The following is a 22,345-nucleotide window of genomic DNA, read 5'->3' as shown; positions in this document are numbered from 1 at the left end:
ACCGTGACATCGGCCGGTGGCACCAACGGCTAGGCTGCCGCGCATGTTGCAGGCTCGGGATGAACGGACGCTGCTTCGCTGCGGGACCGCGGGCGCGGTCCTGTTCGTGGCGGCGTTCCTGGTCATAGGTTCGGTGCGGGCCGGGTACGACCCGCTGCGCCACCCGGTGAGTTCGCTGGCCATCGGTTCGTTCGGCTGGACGCAGGCGGTGAACTTCTGCATCAGCGGTGTCCTGGTCACCAGCTTCGCCTTCGGCGTGCGGTCCGTGCTGCTGCGATTAGGCGGCGACTGGTGGATCCCCGGTCTGGTGATCGCCGTCGGTGTCGGGCTCATCGGCGCGGGCTTCTTCACCACCGATCCGATCAACGGCTACCCGCCGGGTGCGGAGGCGGCGACGACCGTGATCGGCGTGCTCCACCAGCTGTTCTCAGCCGGCGTGTTCCTCGGCCTGCCCGCCGCGAGCTGGATGCTCGGCCGTCTGTTCCGGGCCACGAAGCACCCCTGGTGGGCCGGTTACTGCTTCGCCACCACCGCGGCCTTCCTCGCCGGGTTCGCGCTGGCCGCGCTCGGTTTCGCCGGGATGCCCGACTTCCAGGCCCTCGCGGGCCTCTACCAGCGCATCACCCTGGTCATCGGGTTCGGGTGGCTGCTGCTGATCTCGCTGTTCCTGCGCAGCGCGCGCTTCTCCCGCGCCTTCAACATCCGGGTCCGGACGGCCTGACGCCCCGGCCCGCGCGGGACCGGGGCGTCGACGCGGGACTCAGTCCTGGGCCAGGCGAGCCGGAAAACCGCCGGTGGCGATCGGGCCCCAGCGGTCGATGGTGATCCGGATCAGCGACTTGTCCTGGCGGACCATCGCCTCCCGGTACTCGTCCCAGTCCGGGTGCTCACCCGAGATGCAGCGGAAGTACTCGACGAGCCCCTCCACCGCCTCGGGCATGTCCAGCACCTCGGCGGTGCCGTCGACCTGCACCCACGGGCCGTTCCACTCGTCGGAGACCACGCAGACCGACGCCTGCGGGTTGCGCTTCAGGTTCCGGGTCTTGGCCCGCTCCGGGTAGGTCGAGATGACCAGCCGGCCCTCGGTGTCCACACCGCAGGTCAGCGGCGACATCTGCGGCCGCCCGTCGGCGCGGGTGGTGACCAGGACGCCCTTGTGCCTCGGCCGCAGGAACTCCAGCAGCGCCTCGCGGTCGACCTCGTCAGCGGTGGCGATCGCCATGAACAGCTCCTCGAAACAGATCGCAGAGAACGCCGTTCACCCTAATCCGCACCACCGACGCTCGCGCGACCTCCACAGTGGACGACCTGATGTTGTTGGGGTCCGTTTGCGTGGCGGTGCGGGTGGCGGAACCTGAGCGTCTCCGTGGACTCCGTGCGCCGCTCCTGATGTATGTCCAATTACACGGCGTCCCGGCGTACTCGCCACGAAGACGCTCAGGTTCCCCCAGAGGAGACAACACCGCGGTGCCAGTTGCTCGGGTGGTGGAAGAGGATGCGGCTCCGCCGCATGCACCTAGATCCGTTCGAAGATCGCTGCCAAACCCTGGCCGCCTCCGATGCACATGGTTTCGAGGCCGTAGCGGGCGTTTCGGCGGTGCATCTCGCGGGAGAGCGTCGCCAAGATGCGGCCGCCGGTGGCGCCGACCGGGTGGCCCAGCGAGATGCCGGAGCCGTTGACGTTCAGGCGGTCGAAGTCCGACGGCTTGAACTCCCACTCGCGGGTGCAGGCCAGCACCTGCGCGGCGAAGGCTTCGTTGAGCTCGATCAGGTCCACATCGGCCAGACCGATCCCGGCGCGCTCCAGCGCCTTGGCGGTGGCCGGTACCGGGCCGATGCCCATCGTGCGCGGCGGCACGCCCGCCCGCGCCCACGACACGAGCTTCACCAGCGGGCGAAGTCCCAGCTCGGCGGCCTTCTCCGGGGTGGTGACCACGCAGATCGCGGCCGCGTCGTTCTGGCCGCTGGCGTTGCCCGCGGTCACCGTGGCCTCGGGGTCGTTCTTGCCCAGTACCGGCTTGAGCGCGGACAGCTGCTCGACGGTGGTGTCCGGGCGCGGGTGCTCGTCGGTGTCGACCACGACGTCGCCCTTGCGGGAGCGCACCGTCACCGGCAGCACCTCGTCGTCGAAGCGCCCGGCCTGCTTGGCCTCGGCCGCGCGCTGCTGCGAGCGCACCGCGAGCTCGTCCTGCTCCTCGCGCGGGATGGCGTACTCGCGGCGGAGGTTCTCGGCGGTCTCCAGCATGCCGCCGGGGACCGGGTAGTTATCGCCGCCCGCGGTCGTGCGGCCGCGCGCTAGCGAGTCGTGCAGCTCCAGGCCGCTGCCGCGGATGCCCCAGCGGGCCTCGGTGGTGTAGAACGGCGCGCTGCTCATCGCCTCCGCGCCACCGGCCAGGACGACGTCGCTGACACCGGTCTGCACCTGCATCGCGGCGTCGACCACGGCCTGCAGGCCGGAGCCGCAGCGGCGGTCGAGCTGGGTGCCGCCGACCTCCACCGGCAGCCCGGCGTCGAGCGCGGCGACCCGGCCGATCGCCGGGGCGTCCGAGGTGGGGTAGCAGTGACCGAGGATGACCTCGTCGATGGCCTCACCGGGCAGGCCCGTGCGCTCCAGCAGACCCCTGATGGCGGTGGCGGCCAGCTCGACCGCCGACACCGTCTTGAACACCCCGCCGAACCGGCCGATCGGGGTCCGCAGCGGCTCGCAGATCACCGCTTCGCGCATGGCTTGCTCCTTCGCGTTGGCACGCCGCCGTTTCCGGCGTCGTCCTCTCGTTGGTAGCACAGCGCGGAGCCGGATCGTAAGCAGCGCGGATTATGTCGCGTCCCGTCTCACCGGTACCGCAATTCGGTATTGGACGGTCTCGGCGCGGACGTGCGAAGCTGACCGGAACCGGTGTCGCCAACGAAGGAGTCGACCATGCTGCCGGGCGAGTGGGCGGAGCGCGTGAGCACCGTGCGGGTGATCGGCACCGGCGTGATGGGACGCGGCATCGCCCAGATCTGCGCCGCCGCGGGCATCACCGTGCAGCTCGCCGACGCGCGCCCCGAGGCCGTGACCACGGCGGTCACCGAGATCGGGCGGATGTACGACAAGCTCGCGAGCAAGGGCCGGATGAGCGCCGAGCAGGCCGAGGCCGCCACCGGGAGGCTCGTGCAGCTCGCCGACCCGCTGGACCCCGCCGACTGCGACCTGGTCGTGGAAGCGGTCCGCGAGGACCTGCAGACCAAGCGCGAGCTGTTCGCGGCGCTGGAGGGCGCCTGCCCGCAGCACGTCGTGTTCGCCACCAACACCAGCTCGTTGCAGGTCACCTCGATCGCCACCGCGCTGCAGGACCCGAGCCGGCTGGCGGGGCTGCACTTCTTCAACCCGGTACCGCTGATGCGGCTGGTCGAGGTCATCCCGGGCGCCCGCACCGCCGAGGACCTGCCGGAGGCGCTCATCGCGCTGGTCCGCCGGGTCGGGCACGCGCCGGTGCGCGCCACCGACACCCCGGGGTTCCTGGTGAACCACGCCGGGCGCGGGCTGATCACCGAGTCGCTGCAGATCCTCGCCGAGGACCTGGCGACGCCGGAGGACGTCGACCGCATCGCCCGCGACGTGCTGGGGCTGCGGATGGGCCCGTTCGAGCTGATGGACCTCACGGCGCTGGACGTCACCCACCCGGCGATGGAGAGCATCTTCGCCGGTTACTACGGCGATCCCCGGCTGCGGCCCTCGCCGATCACCCGGTCCCGGCTGGAGGCCGGGCTGCTGGGGCGCAAGACGGGGGAGGGGTTCTACCGCTACGAGGACGGCGCCAAGCAGGAACGCCCCGAACCGGTCGCACCGGAGCTCACCGATCGGCCCGTGTGGTCCGACGACGCGGCGCTGCTGGACTCGCTGGCCGAGGCGGGCGTGCCCGTCGAGCGCGGCGACGATCCCGGCGAGTCGGCGATCGCGCTGGTCACGCCGTACGGGCACAGCGCTGCCTCGGCGGCGTTGTCGGCGCGGCTGCCCGTCGACCGGGTGTGCGGCGTCGATCCGCTGAGCACCTCCGAGCGCTGCACGCTGACGGTGCACCCGGCGGTCGACCGCGACGTGGTGCGCGCGGCGTGGGCGGCGCTGGCCGCCACCGGACGCGCGGTGACCGTCGTGCGCGACGGTCCCGGGATGATCGCCCAGCGCCTGCTCGCCGCGATCGTCAACACCAGCTGCTTCATCGCCGAGCAGCGCCTGGCCACGCCGGAGGACATCGACACCGCCGTGCGGCTCGCGCTGGGCTACCCGCGCGGCCCGCTGGAATGGGGTGAGCATGTGGGCGCGCGGCGGATCCTGACCGTCCTGCGCGCCCTGCACTCGGCCACCGGCGACCCGCGCTACCGGCCCAGCCGCTGGCTGGTCGAACGAGCCGATCTCGGTCTCCCGCTCGACGAGACCGGTACCGCGGTCACCGACGTGCTCTGAGGGCTGACGCCGCACGCGGCGTCAGCCGCGTTCTCGTCCACGACGCTCGCGACCCGCGCGGCCGAGCAGAGCATCCGCGAAGCGGTTCTCAGTCCTGCTTCGGGGTGTTGGCCTCGCGCAGGGTGCGCATGGCCTGGGCCAGCGCCAGGGAGTCGGTCTTGCCCAGGGGCGCGAGGACGTGCTCGCGCAGGACCTGGGCGCAGGTCTCACGAGCGCGGTTCGCCACGTCCAGGCCGTGCTCGGTGAGCTCGGCGTAGGTCACCCGGCGGTCCGTCTCGCTGGGCACGCGGCAGATGAGGTCCGCCTTGGCCAGCCGGTCGGCGACCTTGGTGAAGCCGCCGCTGCTCAGCGCCGCCTCGCGGGCGAGCTTGGTCATCGGCATCCGGTTGTCCGGTGAGCGCACCAGCCGGATGAGGATGTCGAACGACGCCATCGGCAGCCCGTACTCGTCCATGATCGCCGCCGCCAACTTCTCAGCCGTGACGTGGTAGCCCTCGATGACCAGGCCCCACCACGTGACGATCTCGTCGTCGTCGACGGCATTGTCCGGACTGATCGCCTCGCTCAACGCAACTCCTTCACCGCGGTCTTGTGAGATCCATGCTACACGAAAGAGATTTTCCGGAAAGTCGCTTGCGAGGAAGACATCTTCTGGATATTGTCTTCCGCGTAAGAGACCGACCGGTCCGGACGATCCGTCGTGTGAACAGGAGTTTTGGATCGTGAGCAACGCCGTCAAGGTCAGCGTCATCTACTACTCGTCCACCGGGATCGGCGCTGAGATCGCCAACACCCTGGTCGCCGAGGCCGAAGCGGCGGGCGCCGAGGTGCGGCTGCGCCGCGTGCCGGAACTGGCCCCCGACGCAGCGATCGACAGCAACCCCGCGTGGCGCGCCAACGTCGAGGCCACCCGCTCGGTTCCGGAAGCCAATGCCGAAGACGCCGTGTGGGCCGACGCGGTGATCTTCGGTTCGCCGACCCGCTTCGGCAACATCGCCGCCCAGCTCAAGCAGTACATCGACACCCTCGGCGGCCAGTGGGCCCAGGGCAAGCTCGCCGACAAGGTCTACAGCGGCTTCACCTCCAGCTCCACGGCCCACGGTGGCCAGGAGTCCACGCTGCTGGCGCTGTACAACACCATCCACCACTTCGGCGGCATCGTGGTCGCGCCGGGTTACACCGACGGCAGCAAGTTCGTCGACGGCAACCCGTACGGCACCAGCCACGTCGACGCCCAGGGCGAGAACAAGGTCGACGACGTCACCCGCGCCGCCGCCGCCGTCCAGGCCCGCCGCGTCGTCAAGGTCGCCCGCGCCCTGAAGAACGGTGCGTGAACCAGCAGTCCACTGCGAGGGGGGAGTGGAGGGCGTCTTCCCGCCGAAAGGCGTCCCGATGGTCCTCGCGCCGAGCGGTTCCTCGAGGGGGAACCGAACGTGCGCGGAACTTCGGGAGGCGGGGAGGCGCCCTCCACCTGTGCCCGCAGCACCTACGCCCGCAGCGCGATCGCCGAGAGCATCAGGCCATCGCGGATCATCCAGCGGCCGGTGAAGCCCGTCAGCCCGGCCGCGGTCTTGTGCAGCCGCGCGGTGAACGTCCCGGTGGCGGACCCGGCCGCACCTCCCGCCGGAGCGAACTCCAGCGCCGCGTCCTCGAAGCCCAGCCATTCGCCGGTGACCGGGAACCACGTCTTGTAGACCGATTCCTTGCAGCTGAACAGGAGCCGGTCCCACCGCGCGCCCGGATCGCGTGAGCCGAGCTCCGCGAGGTGCTCGCGCTCCTCGGGGCGGGAGACGACGTCCAGCACCCCTTCGGGCAGCGGCTGGTGCGTCTCGGCGTCGATGCCCACCGAACGCACCTCGCCCTTGCGGGCCACCACGGCGCCCCGGTAGCCGGCGCAGTGCGTGATGCTGCCGACCAGGCCCGACGGCCACACCGGCGCACCGCGCTCGCCGCGCAGCAGCGCGACCGGCTCCACGCCCAGCTCCCGCATCGCCCGGTGGGCGCACCAGCGCCCGCTGGTGAACTCGCGGCGTCGCTTGGTTACGGCCTTGGCGATCTCGGCCGCTTCGGCGTCGAACAACCGCGCCTCGGGCGGGTCGTCGAAGGTCTCGGCCGTGGCAACCTCGGCGGGCAGGAGCTCCTCGATCACCCAGCCAACCTAGCCCACTCGGTCGCTGACCAGGACGGATGTCGGTCGTTCCCACGATGTGGGGAGGTCTTTCACGGATTGCGACGCCCGGCTACCGTCGTGGGCATGATCCCGTCGGTGCCGCTGACAACCCGGGGCCACGTCGACTTCTCCCGCGTGTCCTCGGCGCTCTGTCGGTCCTGAAGCTCGTCCCCCACGTCCTCTCCCGCAGAGCCGCTTTCCCGCGCCGCCGCGCTGAACGCTCGCCGGTGGCCGCTTCCGCATGCCCGCCCACGTTCGTGGAGCCCTCATGGCCACACACCTCACACCCGTGCCGACGGGTGAGCAGATAGCCGTCACCCGGGTGCGCACCCGCACCGCGAGGCGCGAATCCCGCATCCCTCGTTGGGCTTTCAAGCTGATCAGCCCGATCGCCCTGGTCGCGCTGTGGCAGCTGCTCAGCGCCACCGGTGTGCTCAGCGACGACACGCTGGCCTCACCGGCGACCGTCGTGGAGACCGGCGGCGAGCTGTTCGCCGAAGGCCGTCTGCAGGAGGCGATCGCCGTGTCGCTGCAGCGCGTGGGTGCCGGGCTGGCCATCGGAGTGGTGGCCGCGACGGTGCTGGCGACGCTGTCCGGGCTGTTCCGGCGCGGCGAGGACCTCATCGACGCGCCCATGCAGATGCTGCGCACGGTCCCGGTGATCGGCCTGATCCCGCTGCTGATCATCTGGTTCGGCATCGGCGAGGAACCCAAGATCGTGCTGATCGCGCTGGCGGTGACCTTCCCGCTGTACATGAACATCTACGGCGGCATCCGCAACGTCGACGCGGGCCTGGTCGAGGCGGCCAAGACGCTCGGCCTCGGTCCGCTGGCCCAGGTGCGGCACGTGATCCTGCCCGCCGCGATGCCCAACGCGCTGGTCGGGCTGCGCTACGCGCTCGGATCCGCCTGGCTGGCTCTGGTCTTCGGCGAAACGATCAACGCCACCGCGGGCATCGGGTACGAGATGAACACCGCGCGCGAGTTCTTCCAGACCGACGTGATCGTGGTCTGCCTCGTGCTCTACGCCCTGCTCGGCCTCGTCGCCGACTTCATCGTTCGCGGACTGGAAAGGGTGGTGCTGGCGTGGCGACCGGCCTTCAGCGGGAAGTGACCGCGAAACCCGCCGTCGTGCGCGGGCTCTCGCGCCGCTTCGGCGACCGGACCGTGCTCGACCGGCTCGACCTGGACATCGAGCCCGGGCAGTTCGTCGCGCTGCTGGGTCCCAGCGGCTGCGGCAAGTCGACCCTGCTGCGCATCCTGGCCGACCTCGACCAGGAGGTCACCGGGGAGGTCGAGGTCGCCGAGCGCCGCGCGGTGGCCTTCCAGGCCCCGCGGCTGATGCCGTGGAAGCGCGTGTGGAACAACGTCGTGCTCGGTTTGCCAGGGCGTCCGGACAAGCAGCGTGCTGTCGCGGCGCTGGAGGAGGTCGGGCTCGGGCACCGGGTGGACGTGTGGCCCAAGGTGCTCTCGGGCGGCGAGGCCCAGCGCACCTCGCTGGCCCGCGCTCTGGTGCGCGAACCCGATCTGCTGCTGCTCGACGAGCCGTTCTCCGCTCTCGACGCCCTGACGCGGCTCAAGGCGCAGCACCTCGTCGGCGAGCTGTGGAAGCGCCACGGGTGCGCGATCCTGCTGGTCACCCACGACGTGGAGGAGGCGCTGCTGCTCGCCGACCGCGTCCTGGTGATGAACGAGGGGCGCATCGGTTACGACCGGGCGCTGGACCTGCCGCGTCCGCGCGACGTCGGCGACCCGGAGTTCGTGTCGTTGCGGGCGGAGCTGCTCGCCCGCCTCGGCGTCGAATGATCCCGCCTCACCGCGCGGGAGCGGTGGTGGCGGCGAGCATCCGGTAGGCGTCGTGCTCGCAGTCGAGCAGCTCCTGGTCGTCGTGGTGCGGGCGCAACGGCTCGCCCGCGGCGACCTGGTGCGCGTCGCGCAGCGCGAACACCGCGCGCAGCAGGTCCGCCCGCGCCGCGTTGTCGCCGGGGGAGCGGCGCAGCTCGGCGGTGGCCCGGCGGGTGGTCTCCAGCGCCTCGCGCAACCGCGTCCGGGCGCGCCGGTTGGTCAGCACCAGGCAGACCAGCACGCCCAGCAGCGCGCCGAACAGCGTCATGCCCACGCGCTCGGCGACCAGGTGCCCTCCGGCGCCCGGGCTCCCCAGCGAGGCCAGGCACAGCGCCAGCGGGGTCGCGAAGGTCAGTCCGAGGCCGTAGTTGGCCATCACCACCAGCTCCGCGGCGACCTGGCACGCGATGATCACCACCAGGATCGCGGCCGGTGACGGATCGGCCGCGAAGATCCCCAGCGCCAGCAGCGAACCCGCCGCGGTGCCCGCGCTGCGCTGCAGTGCGCGCTGCCAGGTGGTGGCGGTGTTGTGCGACTGCAGCACCGAGCTGACCGACACCACCGCCCAGTAGGCGTGGTCGAGCTCGAACGTCGAGGCCAGCAGCCCGGTGACCAGCGAGGCCACCGCCATCCGCAGCGCGCTGGTGCGCAGCTCCGCGAACCGGACGCCGTCGGCGCGGACCGGGTGCGGCAGCGGGTGGTCCTGAGCCGGGGCCGGAACCCTGCCTCGCCGCAGGCCGCGGCCTGCGGCGCGCAGTTCCCCGACGCCCTCCGCCGGGTGGTGCAGCAGGTGCAGGGCGTGTGCCAGGTGCCCGCGCAGCCGGATCGCGGTGCGTCCCTCCTTCGCGCGCAGGGCGGTGAGCGCGTGGTGCGCCGCGGCGTGCGCCCGGCGGCGGGACGCGGTCCCCGGCTCCTCGAGGTGCTCGGCGACGGCCAGCAGCGCCCGCGCGGTGGCCAGCCGGTGCGGACCGGTCGGGTGCAGCAGCCCGCCCAGCATGGAGATCAGGTACGACAGGAGCGCGGAGGCCGCGGCCGCTCCGACGGCGACCAGGAGCCCGGACCACGTCTGCGGGGAGTACGCCGCCGCACCCGCGGCGAAGACGAACATCAGCCCGCCGGGCGGACCCAGCCGGAACGCGTCGGCGAGCAGCTTCGACAGCGTGGCCACCACCGCCAGGACCACGACCTTGGTCAGGCCGCCGGCACCGGCCGCCGAGGTCGCTGCCCCGGCGGCCACGCTCGCGGTCAGTCCGACCGCCACGAGCGCCAGCAGCCAGGCCCGGCGCGCGTAGGGATCGACCCGGCAGTACAGGGAGGTGAAGGCGCCCAGCGCCGCGAACGGCGTCAGCTCCAGGTGTCCGGTCGCCAGCAGCGCGAGGATCGGGACGGCGTAGGAGACCCCGACCCGCAGTGCCGGTACCAGCACCCCGCCGAACATCGAAGTGATCCGCAGGGCGTCCCGGGTGCGCAAGGTCTGGAGCAACGAACCGTTCACGAGTAAAATAATAGCTGGTGTTTTACCCGTGAAGGAGTGTGGCCTTGGACGTCGTCGGACGGATCCGCGAGCAGTGGCGCGAGCAGCACCCGGACCTGGACCTCACCCCGATCGAGGTGATCGGGCGCGTGCGCAGGCTCGCGGCGATCACCGACCAGCGGCACGACGACGACCTCGACGAGCTGAAGCTGTCCCGGATGGAGTTCGAGGTCCTCAGCGCACTGCGGCGGGCCGGGGGAGGTCTGCGGCCCAGCCGGCTCACCAAGGAGATGCTGTCGTCGGGCGCGGCCACCACCAAGCGGCTCGCCCGGCTCGAGCAGGACGGGCTGATCACCCGGAACCCCTCGACCCGGGACCGGCGCGAGGTCGACGTGCGGCTCACCGACCGCGGCCGGGAGGTCATCGACCGCGTGTTCCCGGCTCAGCTCGAACGCGAGCGGGCGCTGCTGGACCCGCTCACCGACGAGGAGCGGACACGGCTGGGCGAACTGCTGGCGAAGGTTCTCGGGCCGCTCGACGTGGCAGGGTGAACGTCCGGTCGTTCCCGGCGAGGCGCGTGCCGGGAACCCGCCGACGTGGGTTAAGGTTTTTCGGCTTTCACCGGGGGAATTCCCGCGGCGCGGCGAACCGGGTGTGATCGCGCGATCACGCAGGCGAATCAACGGCGCCGCTCGGACGAGAGGACACAGGGTGGCCACGGTACGGATCGGCTCCGTCCCTGCTCTGCACCTCGGCGGTCTGCCCGACCGCCTGCGCGCCTTCGTGGTGGCGAACTCGCGCGCGATCACGCTCATAGGCATCCCGCTGGTGCTGGTCTCGCTCGGCCTGCTGCTGCTCACGCCCCGCGCGGGCATCGGTGAGGAATCGGCCATCGACTACCAGGTCTACCGCTGGGCGGTGCACACCTGGCTGGCCGGCGGCGACATCATGAACACCGCGCCGACGGTGAGCATCGGCCGCGTCCTGCCGTGGGTCTACCCGCCGTTCGCGCTGGCGCCGCTGGCGCCGCTGGCCCTGCTGCCCTTCAGTGCGGGTCTGCTGGCGCTCTACCTGCTTGACCTGCTGGCCATCGGCGGCTCGCTCTACCTGGTCCTCCGCCACCTGTGGCCCGCTGTCGGCGCCCGCGGAGCGCTGGCCGCGGCGACGGTGCTGCTGCCGTTGACGCTGTTCCTGGAACCGGTGTACTCGTCGTTCGGCCTCGGTCAGGTCAACATCCTGCTCATGGGCCTGGTGATGGCCGACTGCCTCGCCGAGTCGCCCCGCTGGCCGCGCGGGCTGCTGATCGGGATCGCCGCGGCCATCAAGCTCACCCCGGCCGCGTTCCTGCTCTTCCTGGTGCTGCGGAAGGACTACCGCGCGGCCGTCGTCGCCGTGGGCACCGCCGTGGTGGCCACGCTGTCCGGGTTCGCGCTGAACCGCTCAGCCGCCGTCGAGTACTGGTTCGGCAAGGGCCCCGCGCACGGTGTGAGCGGGTCGGCGTTCCACACCAACCAGTCCATCATGGGCGCGCTGTCGCGCTTCGAGCTCCCGGCCGCGGCGCAGAACGGGTTCTGGCTCCTGCTCGCGATCGCGGTCACCCTCGCCGTCGGATTCGCCGTTCGCCGCGTGGAACCGGTGCTCGCCGTGTCGGCCAACGCGCTGCTCGCGCTGCTGATCTCGCCGACGTCGTGGTCGGACCACTGGGTGTGGTGCGCTCCCGGGCTGCTGGTGCTGCTGGGCTACGCCGTCCGGCTGCGCAGCGTCGGCTGGCTCGCGGTCGCGGGCTGGACGCTGGTCACGGTCCTGGCGGCGGCCTTCAACTGGATGCCCAGCGGCCCTCCGTGGGACGTGGTGGCCCACCTCTTCGGCAACCCCTACGCGCTGCTGGGGCTGGTGCTGATCGGGCTGCTGGTGCGCAAGGCCCGGCGCGAGCCGATTCGCCCCGAGGTTCCGCGGGCTTCGCTACCGGAACCAGCGGGTGTCTGAAATCGCGTTTCGCATTCGGGTGATTGCGCCCACGCGCACGCACGGTGTAACAACAATTACGCAAAAGTGCGGTTCTGAACCGAATCCGAATGGCGTGAGCAGCTATTCGCACTGGATTCGGTGCTGCGCAAGAAGATCGTGAACAACACCACTGATGATCGCCAGCTGTCGCCTTAGGACAGATGCGTGGTGCACAATTCCTCGGACTCCCGGCCTTGGCGACAACGGCGTCTCACTGTCTGAGAGTCGTCATGTTCCCTTAACTTCGTATTACCTAGCGGTAGCTTTTGGGCCGCTGGGTCTGTACAGTGCCTCAAACTGACCAAGAGTGCAACGGCGCATCCTTATTTGTCAGTGCCCCCAAAGGCTCCCGCGGTTCGCAGTGGGTGAGTCATGCCCTGCTGCGCGCCGCAGCCTGTCGACGGGAGGTCCGATGCCCCAATCCCACCATGCAAGAAGCGTGGCGCAGCGTAGCGCCCAAGCCAGTGGTCTGTATGACCCGGCCAACGAGCACGACGCCTGCGGTGTCGCGTTCGTCGCCGACCTCCGCGGTCGGCGGAGTCATGACCTGGTTGACAAAGCACTGACGGCGTTGCGCAACCTGGAGCACCGCGGCGCCAAGGGCGCCGACCCCGAGACCGGTGACGGTGTCGGGTTGCTGACCCAGATCCCGGACGCGTTCTTCCGCGCGGTCGTGCCCTTCGAGCTCCCCGAAGCCGGCACCTACGCGGCGGGCACGGCGTTCCTGCCCGCCGATGACGCCGCCGCCGAGGAAGCCGCGGCCGTCATCGAGCGGATCGTTGCCGAGGAAGGGCTGCGGCTGCTCGGCTGGCGCGAGGTCCCCATCGCCGCGGACTGCGCGGGCACCTCCGCCCGCGAGACCATGCCGAACTTCCGGCAGCTGTTCATCGGCGCCCAGGACGGGCGGCAGGCCGAGACGGCGCTGGCGTTCGAGCGCCGGGCGTTCTGCGTGCGCAAGCGCGCCGAGCACGAGGCCGACGTGTACTTCCCGAGCCTCTCCGCCCGCACCATCGTCTACAAGGGCATGCTGACCGAGGCGCAGCTGGGCGCGTTCTACCCGGACCTGGGTGACGAGCGCTTCGCCAGCGCGATCGGGCTGGTGCACTCGCGGTTCTCCACGAACACCTTCCCGTCCTGGCCGCTGGCGCACCCGTACCGGTTCATCGCGCACAACGGTGAGATCAACACCGTCAAGGGCAACCGCAACTGGATGCGGACCCGCGAGAGCATGCTCGACACCGACCTCATCCCCGGTGAGCTCAAGCGGCTGTACCCGATCGCCTCGCCCGAGGCCAGCGACTCCGCGACCTTCGACGAGGTCCTGGAGCTGCTGCACCTGGGCGGCCGGTCGCTGCCGCACTCGGTGCTGATGATGATCCCGGAGGCGTGGGAGAACCACGCCGAGATGGACCCCAAGCGCAAGGCGTTCTACGAGTTCCACAACTACCTGATGGAGCCCTGGGACGGTCCCGCGCTGGTGGCCTTCACCGACGGCACCCAGATCGGCGCGGTGCTGGACCGCAACGGTCTGCGCCCCGGCCGCTACTGGGTCACCGAGGACGGGCTCGTCGTGCTGGCCAGCGAGGTCGGCGTGCTCGAGTTCGAGCCGGAGAAGGTCGTCCGCAAGGGCCGGCTGCAGCCCGGCCGGATGTTCCTGGTCGACACCGACGCCGGCCGGATCATCGACGACGACGAGATCAAGGGCCAGCTCGCCGACGAGTTCCCGTACCAGGAGTGGCTGGACGCCGGCGTCGTGCGCCTCGGCGACCTGCCCGAGCGTGAGCGCGAACTGCCCTCGCACGACTCGCTGGTGCACCGGCAGCAGGTCTTCGGCTACACCCAGGAAGAGCTCGGCGTCCTGCTGCAGCCGATGGCCACCAGCGGTGCCGAGCCGATCGGCTCGATGGGCAACGACACCGGCTTCGCCGCGCTCTCGGAACGCCCCCGGCAGCTGTTCGACTACTTCACGCAGCTGTTCGCGCAGGTCACCAACCCGCCGCTGGACGCGATCCGGGAAGAGCTCGTGACCTCGCTGGGCACCCACGTCGGGCCCGAGCACAACCTGCTGGACCACGCCCCGGAGGCCTGCCACCAGCTGGTGCTGCCGTTCCCGGTGCTCGACAACGCCCAGCTCGCCAAGATCGTGCACATCAACGACGACGGCGACCGGCCGGACCTCAAGCCCGCCGTCATCGACGCCACCTACCGGGTCTCCGGCGGGGGAGAGGCGCTGCGCGCGCGGTTGGACGAGATCTGCGAGGAGGTCTCCCAGGCCGTCGCCGACGGTGCGCACATCCTGGTGCTCTCCGATCGCAAGGCCGACGCGAAGCGGGCGCCGATCCCGTCGCTGCTGGCCACCGGCGCGGTCCACCACCACCTGGTGCGCGAGAAGGAGCGCACCCAGGTGGGTCTGATCGTCGAAGCCGGCGACGTTCGCGAAGTGCACCATGTCGCTCTCCTCATCGGTTACGGCGCCGCCGCCGTTAACCCCTACGTGGCGATGGCCACCGTTGAAGATCTCGTCACCACCGGCGTGATCAACGGGACCACCGCCGAGCAGGCGACCGCGAACCTGATCAAGGCGCTGGGCAAGGGCGTCCGCAAGACCATGTCCAAGATGGGCGTGTCCACTGTGGCCTCCTACACCGGTGCGCAGATCTTCGAGGCCATCGGTCTCGGCGAGGACGTGGTGCAGCGCTGCTTCACCGGCACCACCTCGCGGCTGGGCGGGGTCGGTTTCGACGTGCTCGCCCAGGAGGTCGCCGAGCGGCACCGCCGCGCCTACCCGGTCGACGGCGTGCAGGCGCCGCACCGCTCGCTGGCCGTCGGTGGCGAGTACCAGTGGCGCCGCGAGGGCGAACCGCACCTGTTCAACCCGAAGACGGTGTTCAAGCTCCAGCACTCCACCCGCTCCGGGCGCTACGAGGTGTTCAAGGAGTACACCCAGGCCGTCGACGACCAGTCGCGCGATCTGATGACGCTGCGCGGGTTGTTCAAGTTCCGCGAGGGCGCGCGCAAGCCGGTGCCGATCGACGAGGTCGAGCCGGTCTCGTCCATCGTCAAGCGCTTCGCGACGGGCGCCATCTCCTACGGGTCGATCTCGCAGGAGATGCACGAGACCCTGGCGATCGCCATGAACCGGCTGGGCGGCAAGTCCAACACCGGTGAGGGCGGTGAGGACGCGGACCGGTTCACCCCGGACGACAACGGCGACTCGCGGCGCTCGGCGATCAAGCAGGTCGCCTCCGGTCGCTTCGGCGTGACCAGCGAGTACCTGGTCAACGCCGACGACATCCAGATCAAGATGGCGCAGGGCGCCAAGCCCGGCGAGGGCGGTCAGCTGCCCGGCGGCAAGGTCTACCCGTGGGTGGCCAAGACCCGGCACTCCACGCCGGGCGTCGGCCTCATCTCGCCGCCGCCGCACCACGACATCTACTCGATCGAGGACCTGGCGCAGCTGATCCACGACTTGAAGAACGCCAACCCCCGGGCGCGCGTTCACGTCAAGCTCGTCTCCGAGGTCGGCGTCGGCACCGTCGCGGCGGGTGTGTCCAAGGCGCACGCCGACGTGGTGCTGATCTCCGGGCACGACGGCGGAACCGGTGCTTCGCCGCTGTCGTCGATCAAGCACGCCGGTGGTCCCTGGGAGCTGGGCTTGGCCGAGACGCAGCAGACGCTGCTGGCCAACGACCTGCGCGACCGGATCGTCGTGCAGACCGACGGCCAGCTCAAGACCGGTCGCGACGTCGTGATCGCGGCGCTGCTGGGCGCCGAGGAGTACGGCTTCGCCACCGCTCCGCTGGTGGTCTCCGGCTGCATCATGATGCGGGTCTGCCACCTCGACACCTGCCCGGTGGGTGTGGCCACGCAGAACCCGAAGCTGCGGGAGAAGTTCTCCGGCAAGGCCGAGTACGTGGTGAACTTCTTCGAGTTCATCGCCCAGGAAGTGCGGGAGTACCTGGCCGAGCTGGGCTTCCGGTCCCTGGAGGAGGCGATCGGTCACGCCGATCTGCTCGACACCTCCGACGCCGTGCGGCACTGGAAGACCCAGGGCCTGGACCTCGCGCCGATCACCCACGTCCCCGAGCTGCCGCAGGGCACCTCGCTGCACCAGACCACCGAGCAGGACCACGGTCTGGAGAAGGCGCTGGACAACACGCTCATCCAGCTGTCCGAGGGTGCGCTCAAGGAAGGCACCCCGGTGCGGCTGGACCTGCCGGTGCGCAACGTCAACCGGACCGTGGGCACCATGCTCGGCTCCGAGCTGACCCGGCGCTGGGGCGGCGAGGGCCTGCCGGACGACACCATCGACGTGACCTTCACCGGCTCGGCCGGGCAGTCCTTCGGTGCGTTCGTCCCGCGCGGCATCACCCTGCGACTGCTGGGTGACGGCAACGACTACGTCGGCAAGGGCCTCTCCGGCGGGCGGATCGTGGTTCGCCCCGACCCGAAGGCGCCGTTCGTGGCCGAGCAGAACATCATCGCGGGCAACGTGCTGCTCTACGGCGCGACCGGCGGCGAGCTGTTCGTGCGCGGCATCGTCGGCGAGCGGTTCTGCGTGCGCAACTCCGGCGCGGTCGCCGTCGTCGAAGGCGTGGGTGACCACGGCTGCGAGTACATGACCGGTGGTCGCGCGGTGATCCTGGGCAAGACCGGGCGCAACTTCGCGGCCGGCATGTCCGGCGGTATCGCGTACCTGCTGGACGTCGACCCGCGGCGGATCAACCCCGAGATGGTCGACCTGGACACGCTGGACGACGAGGACCGCGAGTTCCTGCACGACCGGGTGCGCAGGCACTTCGAGCAGACCGAGTCGGCGGTGGCGCGCGAGCTGCTGGCCGACTGGGACACCGCGGTCGAGCGGTTCGGCAAGGTCATGCCGCGCGACTTCAAGCGCGTGCTGGAGGCGCAGAGCGCCGCCGAGCGCGAGGGCCGCGACGTCAACGAGGCGATCATGGAGGCGGCTCATGGCTGACCCCAAGGGATTCATGACGACGCCGCGGGAAACCCCGCAGCGTCGCCCGGTGGACGTGCGCATCAAGGACTGGCGCGAGGTCTACCTGGAGTTCGAGCAGCCGCGGCTGACCAAGCAGGCCGGCCGCTGCATGGACTGCGGAATTCCGTTCTGCCACCAGGGTTGCCCGCTGGGCAACCTCATTCCCGAGTGGAACGACCTGGTGTGGCGGGACGACTGGGAGTCTGCGATCGAGCGGCTGCACGCCACCAACAACTTCCCGGAGTTCACCGGGACGTTGTGCCCCGCCCCGTGCGAGGCGGCGTGCGTCGTCGGCATCAACAGCGACCCGGTGAGCATCAAGCAGGTCGAGATCTCGATCATCGACAAGGCTTGGGAGGCCGGCTACGTCAAGCCGCAGCTGCCGCCGAAGCACACCGGCAAGAAGGTCGCGGTCATCGGCTCCGGTCCGGCCGGGCTCGCCGCCGCGCAGCAGCTGACCCGCGTGGGCCACAGCGTCGTGGTCTACGAGCGGGCCGACCGCGTGGGCGGACTGCTGCGCTACGGCATCCCCGAATTCAAGATGGAGAAGAGCCGTCTGGACCGGCGTCTGGGCCAGATGCGCGCCGAAGGCACCGAGTTCCGCACCGGGGTGAACGTCGGCGTCGACGTCACCGTGGAACAGCTGCGCGCCGACTACGACGCGATCGTGCTCGCCGGTGGTGCGACCCAGGCCCGCGACCTGCCCGCACCGGGCCGCGAGCTCGACGGCGTGCACCAGGCGATGGAGTACCTGCCGCTGGCGAACAAGGTGCAGGAGGGCGACTTCGAGCGCTCGCCGATCCACGCCGAGGGCAAGCACGTCGTGGTCATCGGCGGCGGTGACACCGGTGCCGACTGCGTCGGAACCGCGCACCGCCAGGGCGCGGCGTCGGTGACGCAGCTGGAGATCATGCCGCAGCCGCCTGCGGAGCGCTCCGCGGCGCACCCGTGGCCGACCTACCCGATGCTCTACCGCGTCACCTCGGCTCACGAGGAGGGCGGCGAGCGGCTGTACTCGGTCAACACCCAGGAGTTCGTGGGTGACGACCAGGGCAGGCTGCAGTCGTTGCGGCTGGTCGAGGTCCAGCGCACCGACAACGGCTTCGAGCCGGTGGCCGGAACCGAGCGCGAGATCCCGGCGCAGCTGGTGCTGCTGGCGATGGGTTTCGTCGGCCCCGAGAAGCCCGGTCTGATCGAGGACCTGGGCGTGGAGCTCGACCCGCGCGGCAACGTGGCCCGCGACGAGAACTTCATGTCCAGCGTGGACGGCGTGTTCAGCGCCGGTGACATGGGACGCGGTCAGTCGCTGATCGTGTGGGCCATCTCCGAGGGCCGCTCCGCGGCCGCGGGCGTGGACCGCTACCTCACCGGACGGGACGTGCTGCCGGCTCCGATCGAGCCGACCGACCGCCCGATGGTCTGAGCGAAGTTCCCAGCGGTGCCCCGGTCCTGTTCGGACCGGGGCACCGCTGTTTCGTGATCAGTCCGGTACCGGGGAGCCGAAATCCGGTGTGCCGTCGTGCTTCCAGCCGAAGGTCTGCAGCCGGGCGTGCCGGTTGGGGTCGCCGACCTCGGCGTCGTACGGGCGCGCGTGGTAGACGAGCACGTCGGTTCCGTCCTCGGCGACCGTGAAGCTGTTGTGGCCCGGCCCGTACTGGCCGTGGGCCGCGGAGGTGGTGAACACCGGGTCGGGGTTCTTCCGCCACGAGCCGCCGTCCAGCAGGTCCGCGTCGGCCGGGGCCGTGAGCAAGCCCAGGCAGTAGTTGCTGTCGGTGGCGCTGGCGGAGAACGTCAGAATCACCTTGTCGTGGCGCACCAGCGCTGCCGGTCCCTCGTTGACCCGGAATCCGCGCGTCTCCCAGTCGCGGGTCGGGATCGCCAGCCGCACCGGTGGACCGCCCAGCGTCCACGGGTCCGACAGCGGCGCGAGGTAGAGGTTCGAGTTGGTCTCGATGCCGGGCTCGCGCTGCGCCCAGGCCAGGTAGCGGACACCGCGGTGGGCGAAGGTCGTCGCGTCCAGGGCGAAGGTGTCCCACGGCGTGCTGATGGGCCCGCGCTCCACCCACGCGCCGCTCAGCGGGTCGGTCGCGGCGTTCTCCAGCACGTACATCCGGATGCTTTGGATGTCCGCGGAACTGCCGGCGGCGAAGTAGACGTACCAGCGCCCGTCGACGCGGTGCAGCTCCGGAGCCCAGATGTGCCTGCTCATCTCGCCGCTGCCGTGTCTGCGCCACAGCACGTGCTCGTCGGCGTCGCCCAGACCCCGCAGCGTCGTGGAGCGGCGCAGCACGACGCTGTCGTAGCCGGGGACGGTCGCTGTGAAGTAGTAGGTGCCGTCGGTGTGCCGGTGGACGTGCGGGTCGGCTCGTTGCCGGGCCAGCGGGTTGTCGAAGCGCACGGGTGATCCCCAGGCGTCAGCGGTGGTGCCGGTCATGGAGAGGGCGCCGGTGGCCAGCGCCCCGCGCAGCAGCGTCCTGCGGGCGATTGCTGATCGGTGTCGCACTCCGCTCACCGTGCTGCGAATGCGGTGCGCCCAGGACGATTTCCGCTTCTCGGCGTGGCATTCGAGGGCATCCGGGTAACCCGTCCCGGGCATGGAGGTTGGGTTCGCCCAGCGACCGCGGGGTTCGGCGTCCGAACCGCTCGTGGACGCGGATCGGGACGCGCCGGGCGCTGCGAGGGGGCCGGTGGATCCACTGGTCAGAGCGCGGATCCGGGCTGCTTTTCCGCGGTGTCGCGGTGCTTTCGCCGGTGTGCGAGAGGAGAACGGGCCTTGCTGTTCTCCTTTCGGGGACTAGCGTCGGAGACACCGGAATTCCGCAGCTGAATTCGGCGGCCGCGCACCGCACCACTGTCGAAACGATTCGAGGAAACGGGAGCATGAGCGACACCGTCCTGACCGACATTCGCGAGCAGTTCTTCGGAGACAACCCGCTGGAAGTCCGCGAAACCGACCACTACACCCAGGAATACGTGGGTGGAATGGTCGACAAGTGGGACGACCTGATCGACTGGGAACGGCGCGCCGACGGGGAGGGCCGGTTCTTCGTCGACCAGCTCAAGGCCCGCGGAGTCCGCAGCGTGCTCGACGTGGCCACCGGCACCGGATTCCACTCGGTCCGGCTCATCGAGGCGGGATTCGACACCGTCAGCGCCGACGGCAGCCCGCAGATGCTGGCCAAGGCCTTCCGCAACGGCCTGGACAACGGCGGCCACCTGCTGCGCGTGGTCAACGCCGACTGGCGCTGGCTCAACCGCGACGTGCACGGCGAGTTCGACGCGGTCATCTGCCTGGGCAACTCCTTCACCCACCTGTTCAGCGAGCACGACCGCCGGAAGGCGCTCGCCGAGTTCTACGCCATGCTCAAGCACGACGGCGTGCTCATCATCGACCAGCGCAACTACGACGCCCTGCTGGACGGCAAGGTAGGCGGCAAGAGCAGCTACTACTACTGCGGGACCGAGGTCGAGGCCGTTCCCGACCACGTCGACGACGGGCTGGCCCGGTACCGCTACGAGTTCCCCGACGGCAGCGAGTACCACCTGAACATGTACCCGCTGCGGCGCGACTACCTGCGCGGGCTGCTGCGCGACGTCGGGTTCCAGCGCATCGAGACCTTCGGTGATTTCCAGGAGCAGCCGGTCGACGAACCGGACTTCTTCATCCACGTCGCGGAGAAGGCCTACGTGGAGGACCCGGACGCCTGACGTCCGGCCGCGAACCCGCCACGGGGTTGCCGGGATGCGGCCCGGGGACCGGTGATGTCACCGGCCCCCGGGCCGCATCCGCATGTCGGCCTCGATGCGGGCGGCCGTGCGGGCCAGCAGCGGCACGATCTCGCGCCGGACGCCCTCCTCGGTGGAGCTGTGCTTGTCCAGCGAGACGTTGATCGCGGCGAACACGCGACCGTCGGTGTCGCGGACCGGGACCGCGACACCCCGCAGCCCTTCCTCCAGCCCGTCGTCGGCGATCACGAATCCCTGCTTGCGCACGGTGGCCAGCTCGGCCAGCAGCGCCTCGCGCGTGGTGACTGTGTGCGGGGTGATCGGCGCCAGCTCGATCGAGCGCAGGCTGGCGTCGAGCTGCTCCGGCGGGACCGCGGCCAGCAGGACCTTGCCCATCGAGGTGGCGTGAGCCGGGAACCGGGAGCCGACCGGGATCGCCACGGACAGCAGCTTCGGGCTGGGCACCTGGGCGATGTAGCGGGTCTCGGTGCCCTCCAGCACGGCCATCGCGGTCATCTCCCGCACCTGGCGGGTCAGCTCCTGCAGGTGCGGTTCGGCGATCTGCGGCAGCGACCTGCTGGTCAGGTAGGCGTGCCCGAACTCCAGGACCAGCGGTGTCAGCGCGTAGCGCTTGTCGGTCTGGTGCACGTAGCCGAGCTCGACCAGCGACAGCAGGATGCGCCGGGCGCCCGCCCGGTCCAGGTCGGCGGCCTGGGCGACCTCGGTCAGCGACAGCTCGGCTCGTTCCGGGGTGAACGCCCGCAGCACCGACATGGTCCGCTCCACGGCGCGGACGAAGTGCTCCCCACGCTGTTGCGGCACGCCACCTCCCGAATCGCTCGCCTCAGCCTATCCGGTCACGGCCGGTAGACCGCCGGGCTGACACGCCTCCCGCCTCGAAGTTTCATACCGACCGGCCGGTCTGTCTGGACTGAGGGGCGGGCGACGGGTTTAACTGAAGGCCGGAAACCGATCGTGCACCCCGGAGGGAACAGCGAACGTGGCCGCCGACAGCGAAGATGAACTGCGGGAACGCCGGCAGGCGGTGCGCGACCTCGGGTCCGCGCTGCGCGACCTCACCGACGCCGCTGTGTCCACGGAGGCGGACACCGAGACCCTGCGGGAGATCACCGAGCAGGTGCGGGCGCTGGTGCCCCCGCTCGACGCGGTGCGGCGCGAGCGGGGCCAGATGGCGGCCGTCGACGACGGCCGCCGCCCGCGCCGCCTGTACAGCCCGGCCGTCGGGCCGGGCAACCCGATCTCGCCGCCGATGCACGTCGAGATCGTCGACGGCGCCGCGGTGGGCACCTGCACGCTGGGGCTCGCCTACGAGGGCCCGCCCAGCTACGTGCACGGCGGGATGAGCGCGATGCTGCTCGACCAGATCCTCGGGCACGCCCACGCCGCGGGCGGCGCCCCGCCCGGCATGACCGTCCAGCTGTCGCTGCGCTACCGGCGCCCGGTGCCGCTGGCGACCCCGCTGCGCATCGTCGGCCGGGTCGAGCAGGTCAACGGGCGCTGGACCGAGTCGAAGGCCACGATCTGCACCGCCGACGCGCCGGACGCGGTCCTGGTGGAGGCCGACGGCAGGTTCGTGGTGCCCAACGCCGAGCAGTCCAGCCGGCTCTTCGGGAAGGTCGAAGGACTGGTCAAGTGAGGTAAATCGAAGGCGGTACGCGA

The 22,345-nt window shown here is 70.6% G+C and carries 18 protein-coding genes; 11 read left to right on the top strand and 7 right to left on the bottom strand.

All coding sequences use genetic code 11. The annotated features are described in order from the left end of the window. Positions 1-43 precede the first annotated feature (43 nt). Positions 44-721: a DUF998 domain-containing protein gene (locus QFW96_RS26900; RefSeq protein ID WP_281458531.1), complete on the top strand. Its 678-nt coding sequence runs from the start codon at positions 44-46 to the stop codon at positions 719-721. 39 nt (positions 722-760) lie between these two features. On the opposite strand, the gene QFW96_RS26895 is transcribed toward QFW96_RS26900, so the two are convergent. Continuing rightward, a complete protein-coding gene (locus QFW96_RS26895) occupies positions 761-1,222 on the bottom strand; it encodes a PPOX class F420-dependent oxidoreductase (RefSeq protein ID WP_406691430.1) in 462 nt (153 codons plus the stop codon). A 294-nt stretch (positions 1,223-1,516) separates the two neighbouring features. Continuing rightward, on the bottom strand, positions 1,517-2,725 hold the full coding sequence (locus QFW96_RS26890) for an acetyl-CoA C-acetyltransferase (RefSeq protein ID WP_281458530.1): 1,209 nt from the start codon (positions 2,723-2,725) through the stop codon (positions 1,517-1,519). Positions 2,726-2,920: 195 nt separating this feature from the next. On the opposite strand from QFW96_RS26890, the gene QFW96_RS26885 reads away from it, so the two are divergent. Next, positions 2,921-4,447 carry a 3-hydroxyacyl-CoA dehydrogenase gene (locus QFW96_RS26885; protein WP_281458529.1) on the top strand — a complete coding sequence of 509 codons (1,527 nt, stop codon included), beginning with the start codon at positions 2,921-2,923 and terminating at the stop codon, positions 4,445-4,447. 88 nt (positions 4,448-4,535) lie between these two features. Here the strand turns inward: QFW96_RS26885 and QFW96_RS26880 are convergent, their stop codons facing one another. Beyond that, positions 4,536-5,015, bottom strand: a complete 480-nt coding sequence (locus QFW96_RS26880) for a MarR family winged helix-turn-helix transcriptional regulator (protein WP_281458528.1) — start codon at positions 5,013-5,015, stop codon at positions 4,536-4,538. Positions 5,016-5,169: 154 nt separating this feature from the next. On the opposite strand from QFW96_RS26880, the gene wrbA reads away from it, so the two are divergent. Further along, the gene (gene wrbA, locus QFW96_RS26875; protein WP_281458527.1) at positions 5,170-5,781 is read left to right on the top strand and encodes an NAD(P)H:quinone oxidoreductase; all 612 of its coding nucleotides are present in this window, start codon (positions 5,170-5,172) and stop codon (positions 5,779-5,781) included. Positions 5,782-5,933: 152 nt separating this feature from the next. Here the strand turns inward: wrbA and QFW96_RS26870 are convergent, their stop codons facing one another. Continuing rightward, a complete protein-coding gene (locus tag QFW96_RS26870) occupies positions 5,934-6,596 on the bottom strand; it encodes a 4'-phosphopantetheinyl transferase family protein (RefSeq protein WP_281458526.1) in 663 nt (220 codons plus the stop codon). 289 nt (positions 6,597-6,885) lie between these two features. Between QFW96_RS26870 and QFW96_RS26865 the strand changes: the two genes are divergently transcribed. Further along, positions 6,886-7,731, top strand: a complete 846-nt coding sequence (locus QFW96_RS26865; protein WP_281458525.1) for an ABC transporter permease — start codon at positions 6,886-6,888, stop codon at positions 7,729-7,731. After that, complete coding sequence (locus tag QFW96_RS26860) at positions 7,704-8,423, top strand: ABC transporter ATP-binding protein (protein ID WP_281458524.1); 720 nt, start codon at positions 7,704-7,706, stop codon at positions 8,421-8,423. The genes QFW96_RS26865 and QFW96_RS26860 overlap by 28 nt, the downstream gene beginning before the upstream one ends. 7 nt (positions 8,424-8,430) lie before the next feature. On the opposite strand, the gene QFW96_RS26855 is transcribed toward QFW96_RS26860, so the two are convergent. Then, positions 8,431-9,957 (bottom strand): FUSC family protein, encoded by a 1,527-nt coding sequence (locus QFW96_RS26855; protein WP_281458523.1) that lies wholly within the window; start codon positions 9,955-9,957, stop codon positions 8,431-8,433. A gap of 44 nt (positions 9,958-10,001) precedes the next feature. On the opposite strand from QFW96_RS26855, the gene QFW96_RS26850 reads away from it, so the two are divergent. The 4 genes from QFW96_RS26850 to QFW96_RS26835 all read left to right on the top strand — a co-directional run bounded on the left by QFW96_RS26850 (position 10,002) and on the right by QFW96_RS26835 (position 18,362). Beyond that, complete coding sequence (locus QFW96_RS26850) at positions 10,002-10,487, top strand: MarR family winged helix-turn-helix transcriptional regulator (RefSeq protein WP_425524799.1); 486 nt, start codon at positions 10,002-10,004, stop codon at positions 10,485-10,487. A 160-nt stretch (positions 10,488-10,647) separates the two neighbouring features. Continuing rightward, the gene (locus tag QFW96_RS26845; protein WP_281458521.1) at positions 10,648-11,922 is read left to right on the top strand and encodes a glycosyltransferase family 87 protein; all 1,275 of its coding nucleotides are present in this window, start codon (positions 10,648-10,650) and stop codon (positions 11,920-11,922) included. A gap of 433 nt (positions 11,923-12,355) precedes the next feature. Beyond that, positions 12,356-16,918: a glutamate synthase large subunit gene (gene gltB / locus QFW96_RS26840; protein WP_281458520.1), complete on the top strand. Its 4,563-nt coding sequence runs from the start codon at positions 12,356-12,358 to the stop codon at positions 16,916-16,918. After that, complete coding sequence (locus QFW96_RS26835; protein WP_281458519.1) at positions 16,911-18,362, top strand: glutamate synthase subunit beta; 1,452 nt, start codon at positions 16,911-16,913, stop codon at positions 18,360-18,362. Before gltB ends, QFW96_RS26835 begins: the two co-directional genes overlap by 8 nt. 57 nt (positions 18,363-18,419) lie before the next feature. Here QFW96_RS26835 and QFW96_RS26830 read toward each other — a convergent pair whose 3' ends face one another. Next, on the bottom strand, positions 18,420-19,451 hold the full coding sequence (locus QFW96_RS26830) for a glycoside hydrolase family 43 protein (protein ID WP_281458518.1): 1,032 nt from the start codon (positions 19,449-19,451) through the stop codon (positions 18,420-18,422). A 368-nt stretch (positions 19,452-19,819) separates the two neighbouring features. Between QFW96_RS26830 and QFW96_RS26825 the strand changes: the two genes are divergently transcribed. Further along, positions 19,820-20,647 carry a glycine/sarcosine N-methyltransferase gene (locus QFW96_RS26825; RefSeq protein ID WP_281458517.1) on the top strand — a complete coding sequence of 276 codons (828 nt, stop codon included), beginning with the start codon at positions 19,820-19,822 and terminating at the stop codon, positions 20,645-20,647. Between the two features lie 57 nt (positions 20,648-20,704). Here QFW96_RS26825 and QFW96_RS26820 read toward each other — a convergent pair whose 3' ends face one another. Continuing rightward, positions 20,705-21,487 (bottom strand): IclR family transcriptional regulator domain-containing protein, encoded by a 783-nt coding sequence (locus tag QFW96_RS26820; RefSeq protein ID WP_281458516.1) that lies wholly within the window; start codon positions 21,485-21,487, stop codon positions 20,705-20,707. A 178-nt stretch (positions 21,488-21,665) separates the two neighbouring features. Here QFW96_RS26820 and QFW96_RS26815 point away from each other — a divergent pair, with 178 nt between their 5' ends. Further along, positions 21,666-22,322, top strand: a complete 657-nt coding sequence (locus tag QFW96_RS26815) for a PaaI family thioesterase (protein WP_281458515.1) — start codon at positions 21,666-21,668, stop codon at positions 22,320-22,322. Positions 22,323-22,345 lie beyond the last annotated feature (23 nt).

The sequence above is a fragment of the Saccharopolyspora ipomoeae genome (genome assembly GCF_029952525.1).
Lineage (GTDB): Bacteria > Actinomycetota > Actinomycetes > Mycobacteriales > Pseudonocardiaceae > Saccharopolyspora > Saccharopolyspora ipomoeae.
This window is presented reverse-complemented; position numbering and strand designations above follow the sequence as displayed.

Bases quoted from the DNA above. Each gene is read 5' to 3' on its own strand.
- QFW96_RS26885 (WP_281458529.1), top strand. From the start codon at position 2,921: ATGCTGCCGGGCGAGTGGGCGGAGCGCGTGAGCACCGTGCGGGTGATC.
- QFW96_RS26825 (WP_281458517.1), top strand. From the start codon at position 19,820: ATGAGCGACACCGTCCTGACCGACATTCGCGAGCAGTTCTTCGGAGAC.
- QFW96_RS26890 (WP_281458530.1), bottom strand. From the start codon at position 2,725: ATGCGCGAAGCGGTGATCTGCGAGCCGCTGCGGACCCCGATCGGCCGG.
- QFW96_RS26835 (WP_281458519.1), top strand. From the start codon at position 16,911: ATGGCTGACCCCAAGGGATTCATGACGACGCCGCGGGAAACCCCGCAG.
- QFW96_RS26895 (WP_406691430.1), bottom strand. From the start codon at position 1,222: ATGGCGATCGCCACCGCTGACGAGGTCGACCGCGAGGCGCTGCTGGAG.
- QFW96_RS26865 (WP_281458525.1), top strand. From the start codon at position 6,886: ATGGCCACACACCTCACACCCGTGCCGACGGGTGAGCAGATAGCCGTC.
- QFW96_RS26900 (WP_281458531.1), top strand. From the start codon at position 44: ATGTTGCAGGCTCGGGATGAACGGACGCTGCTTCGCTGCGGGACCGCG.
- gltB (WP_281458520.1), top strand. From the start codon at position 12,356: ATGCCCCAATCCCACCATGCAAGAAGCGTGGCGCAGCGTAGCGCCCAA.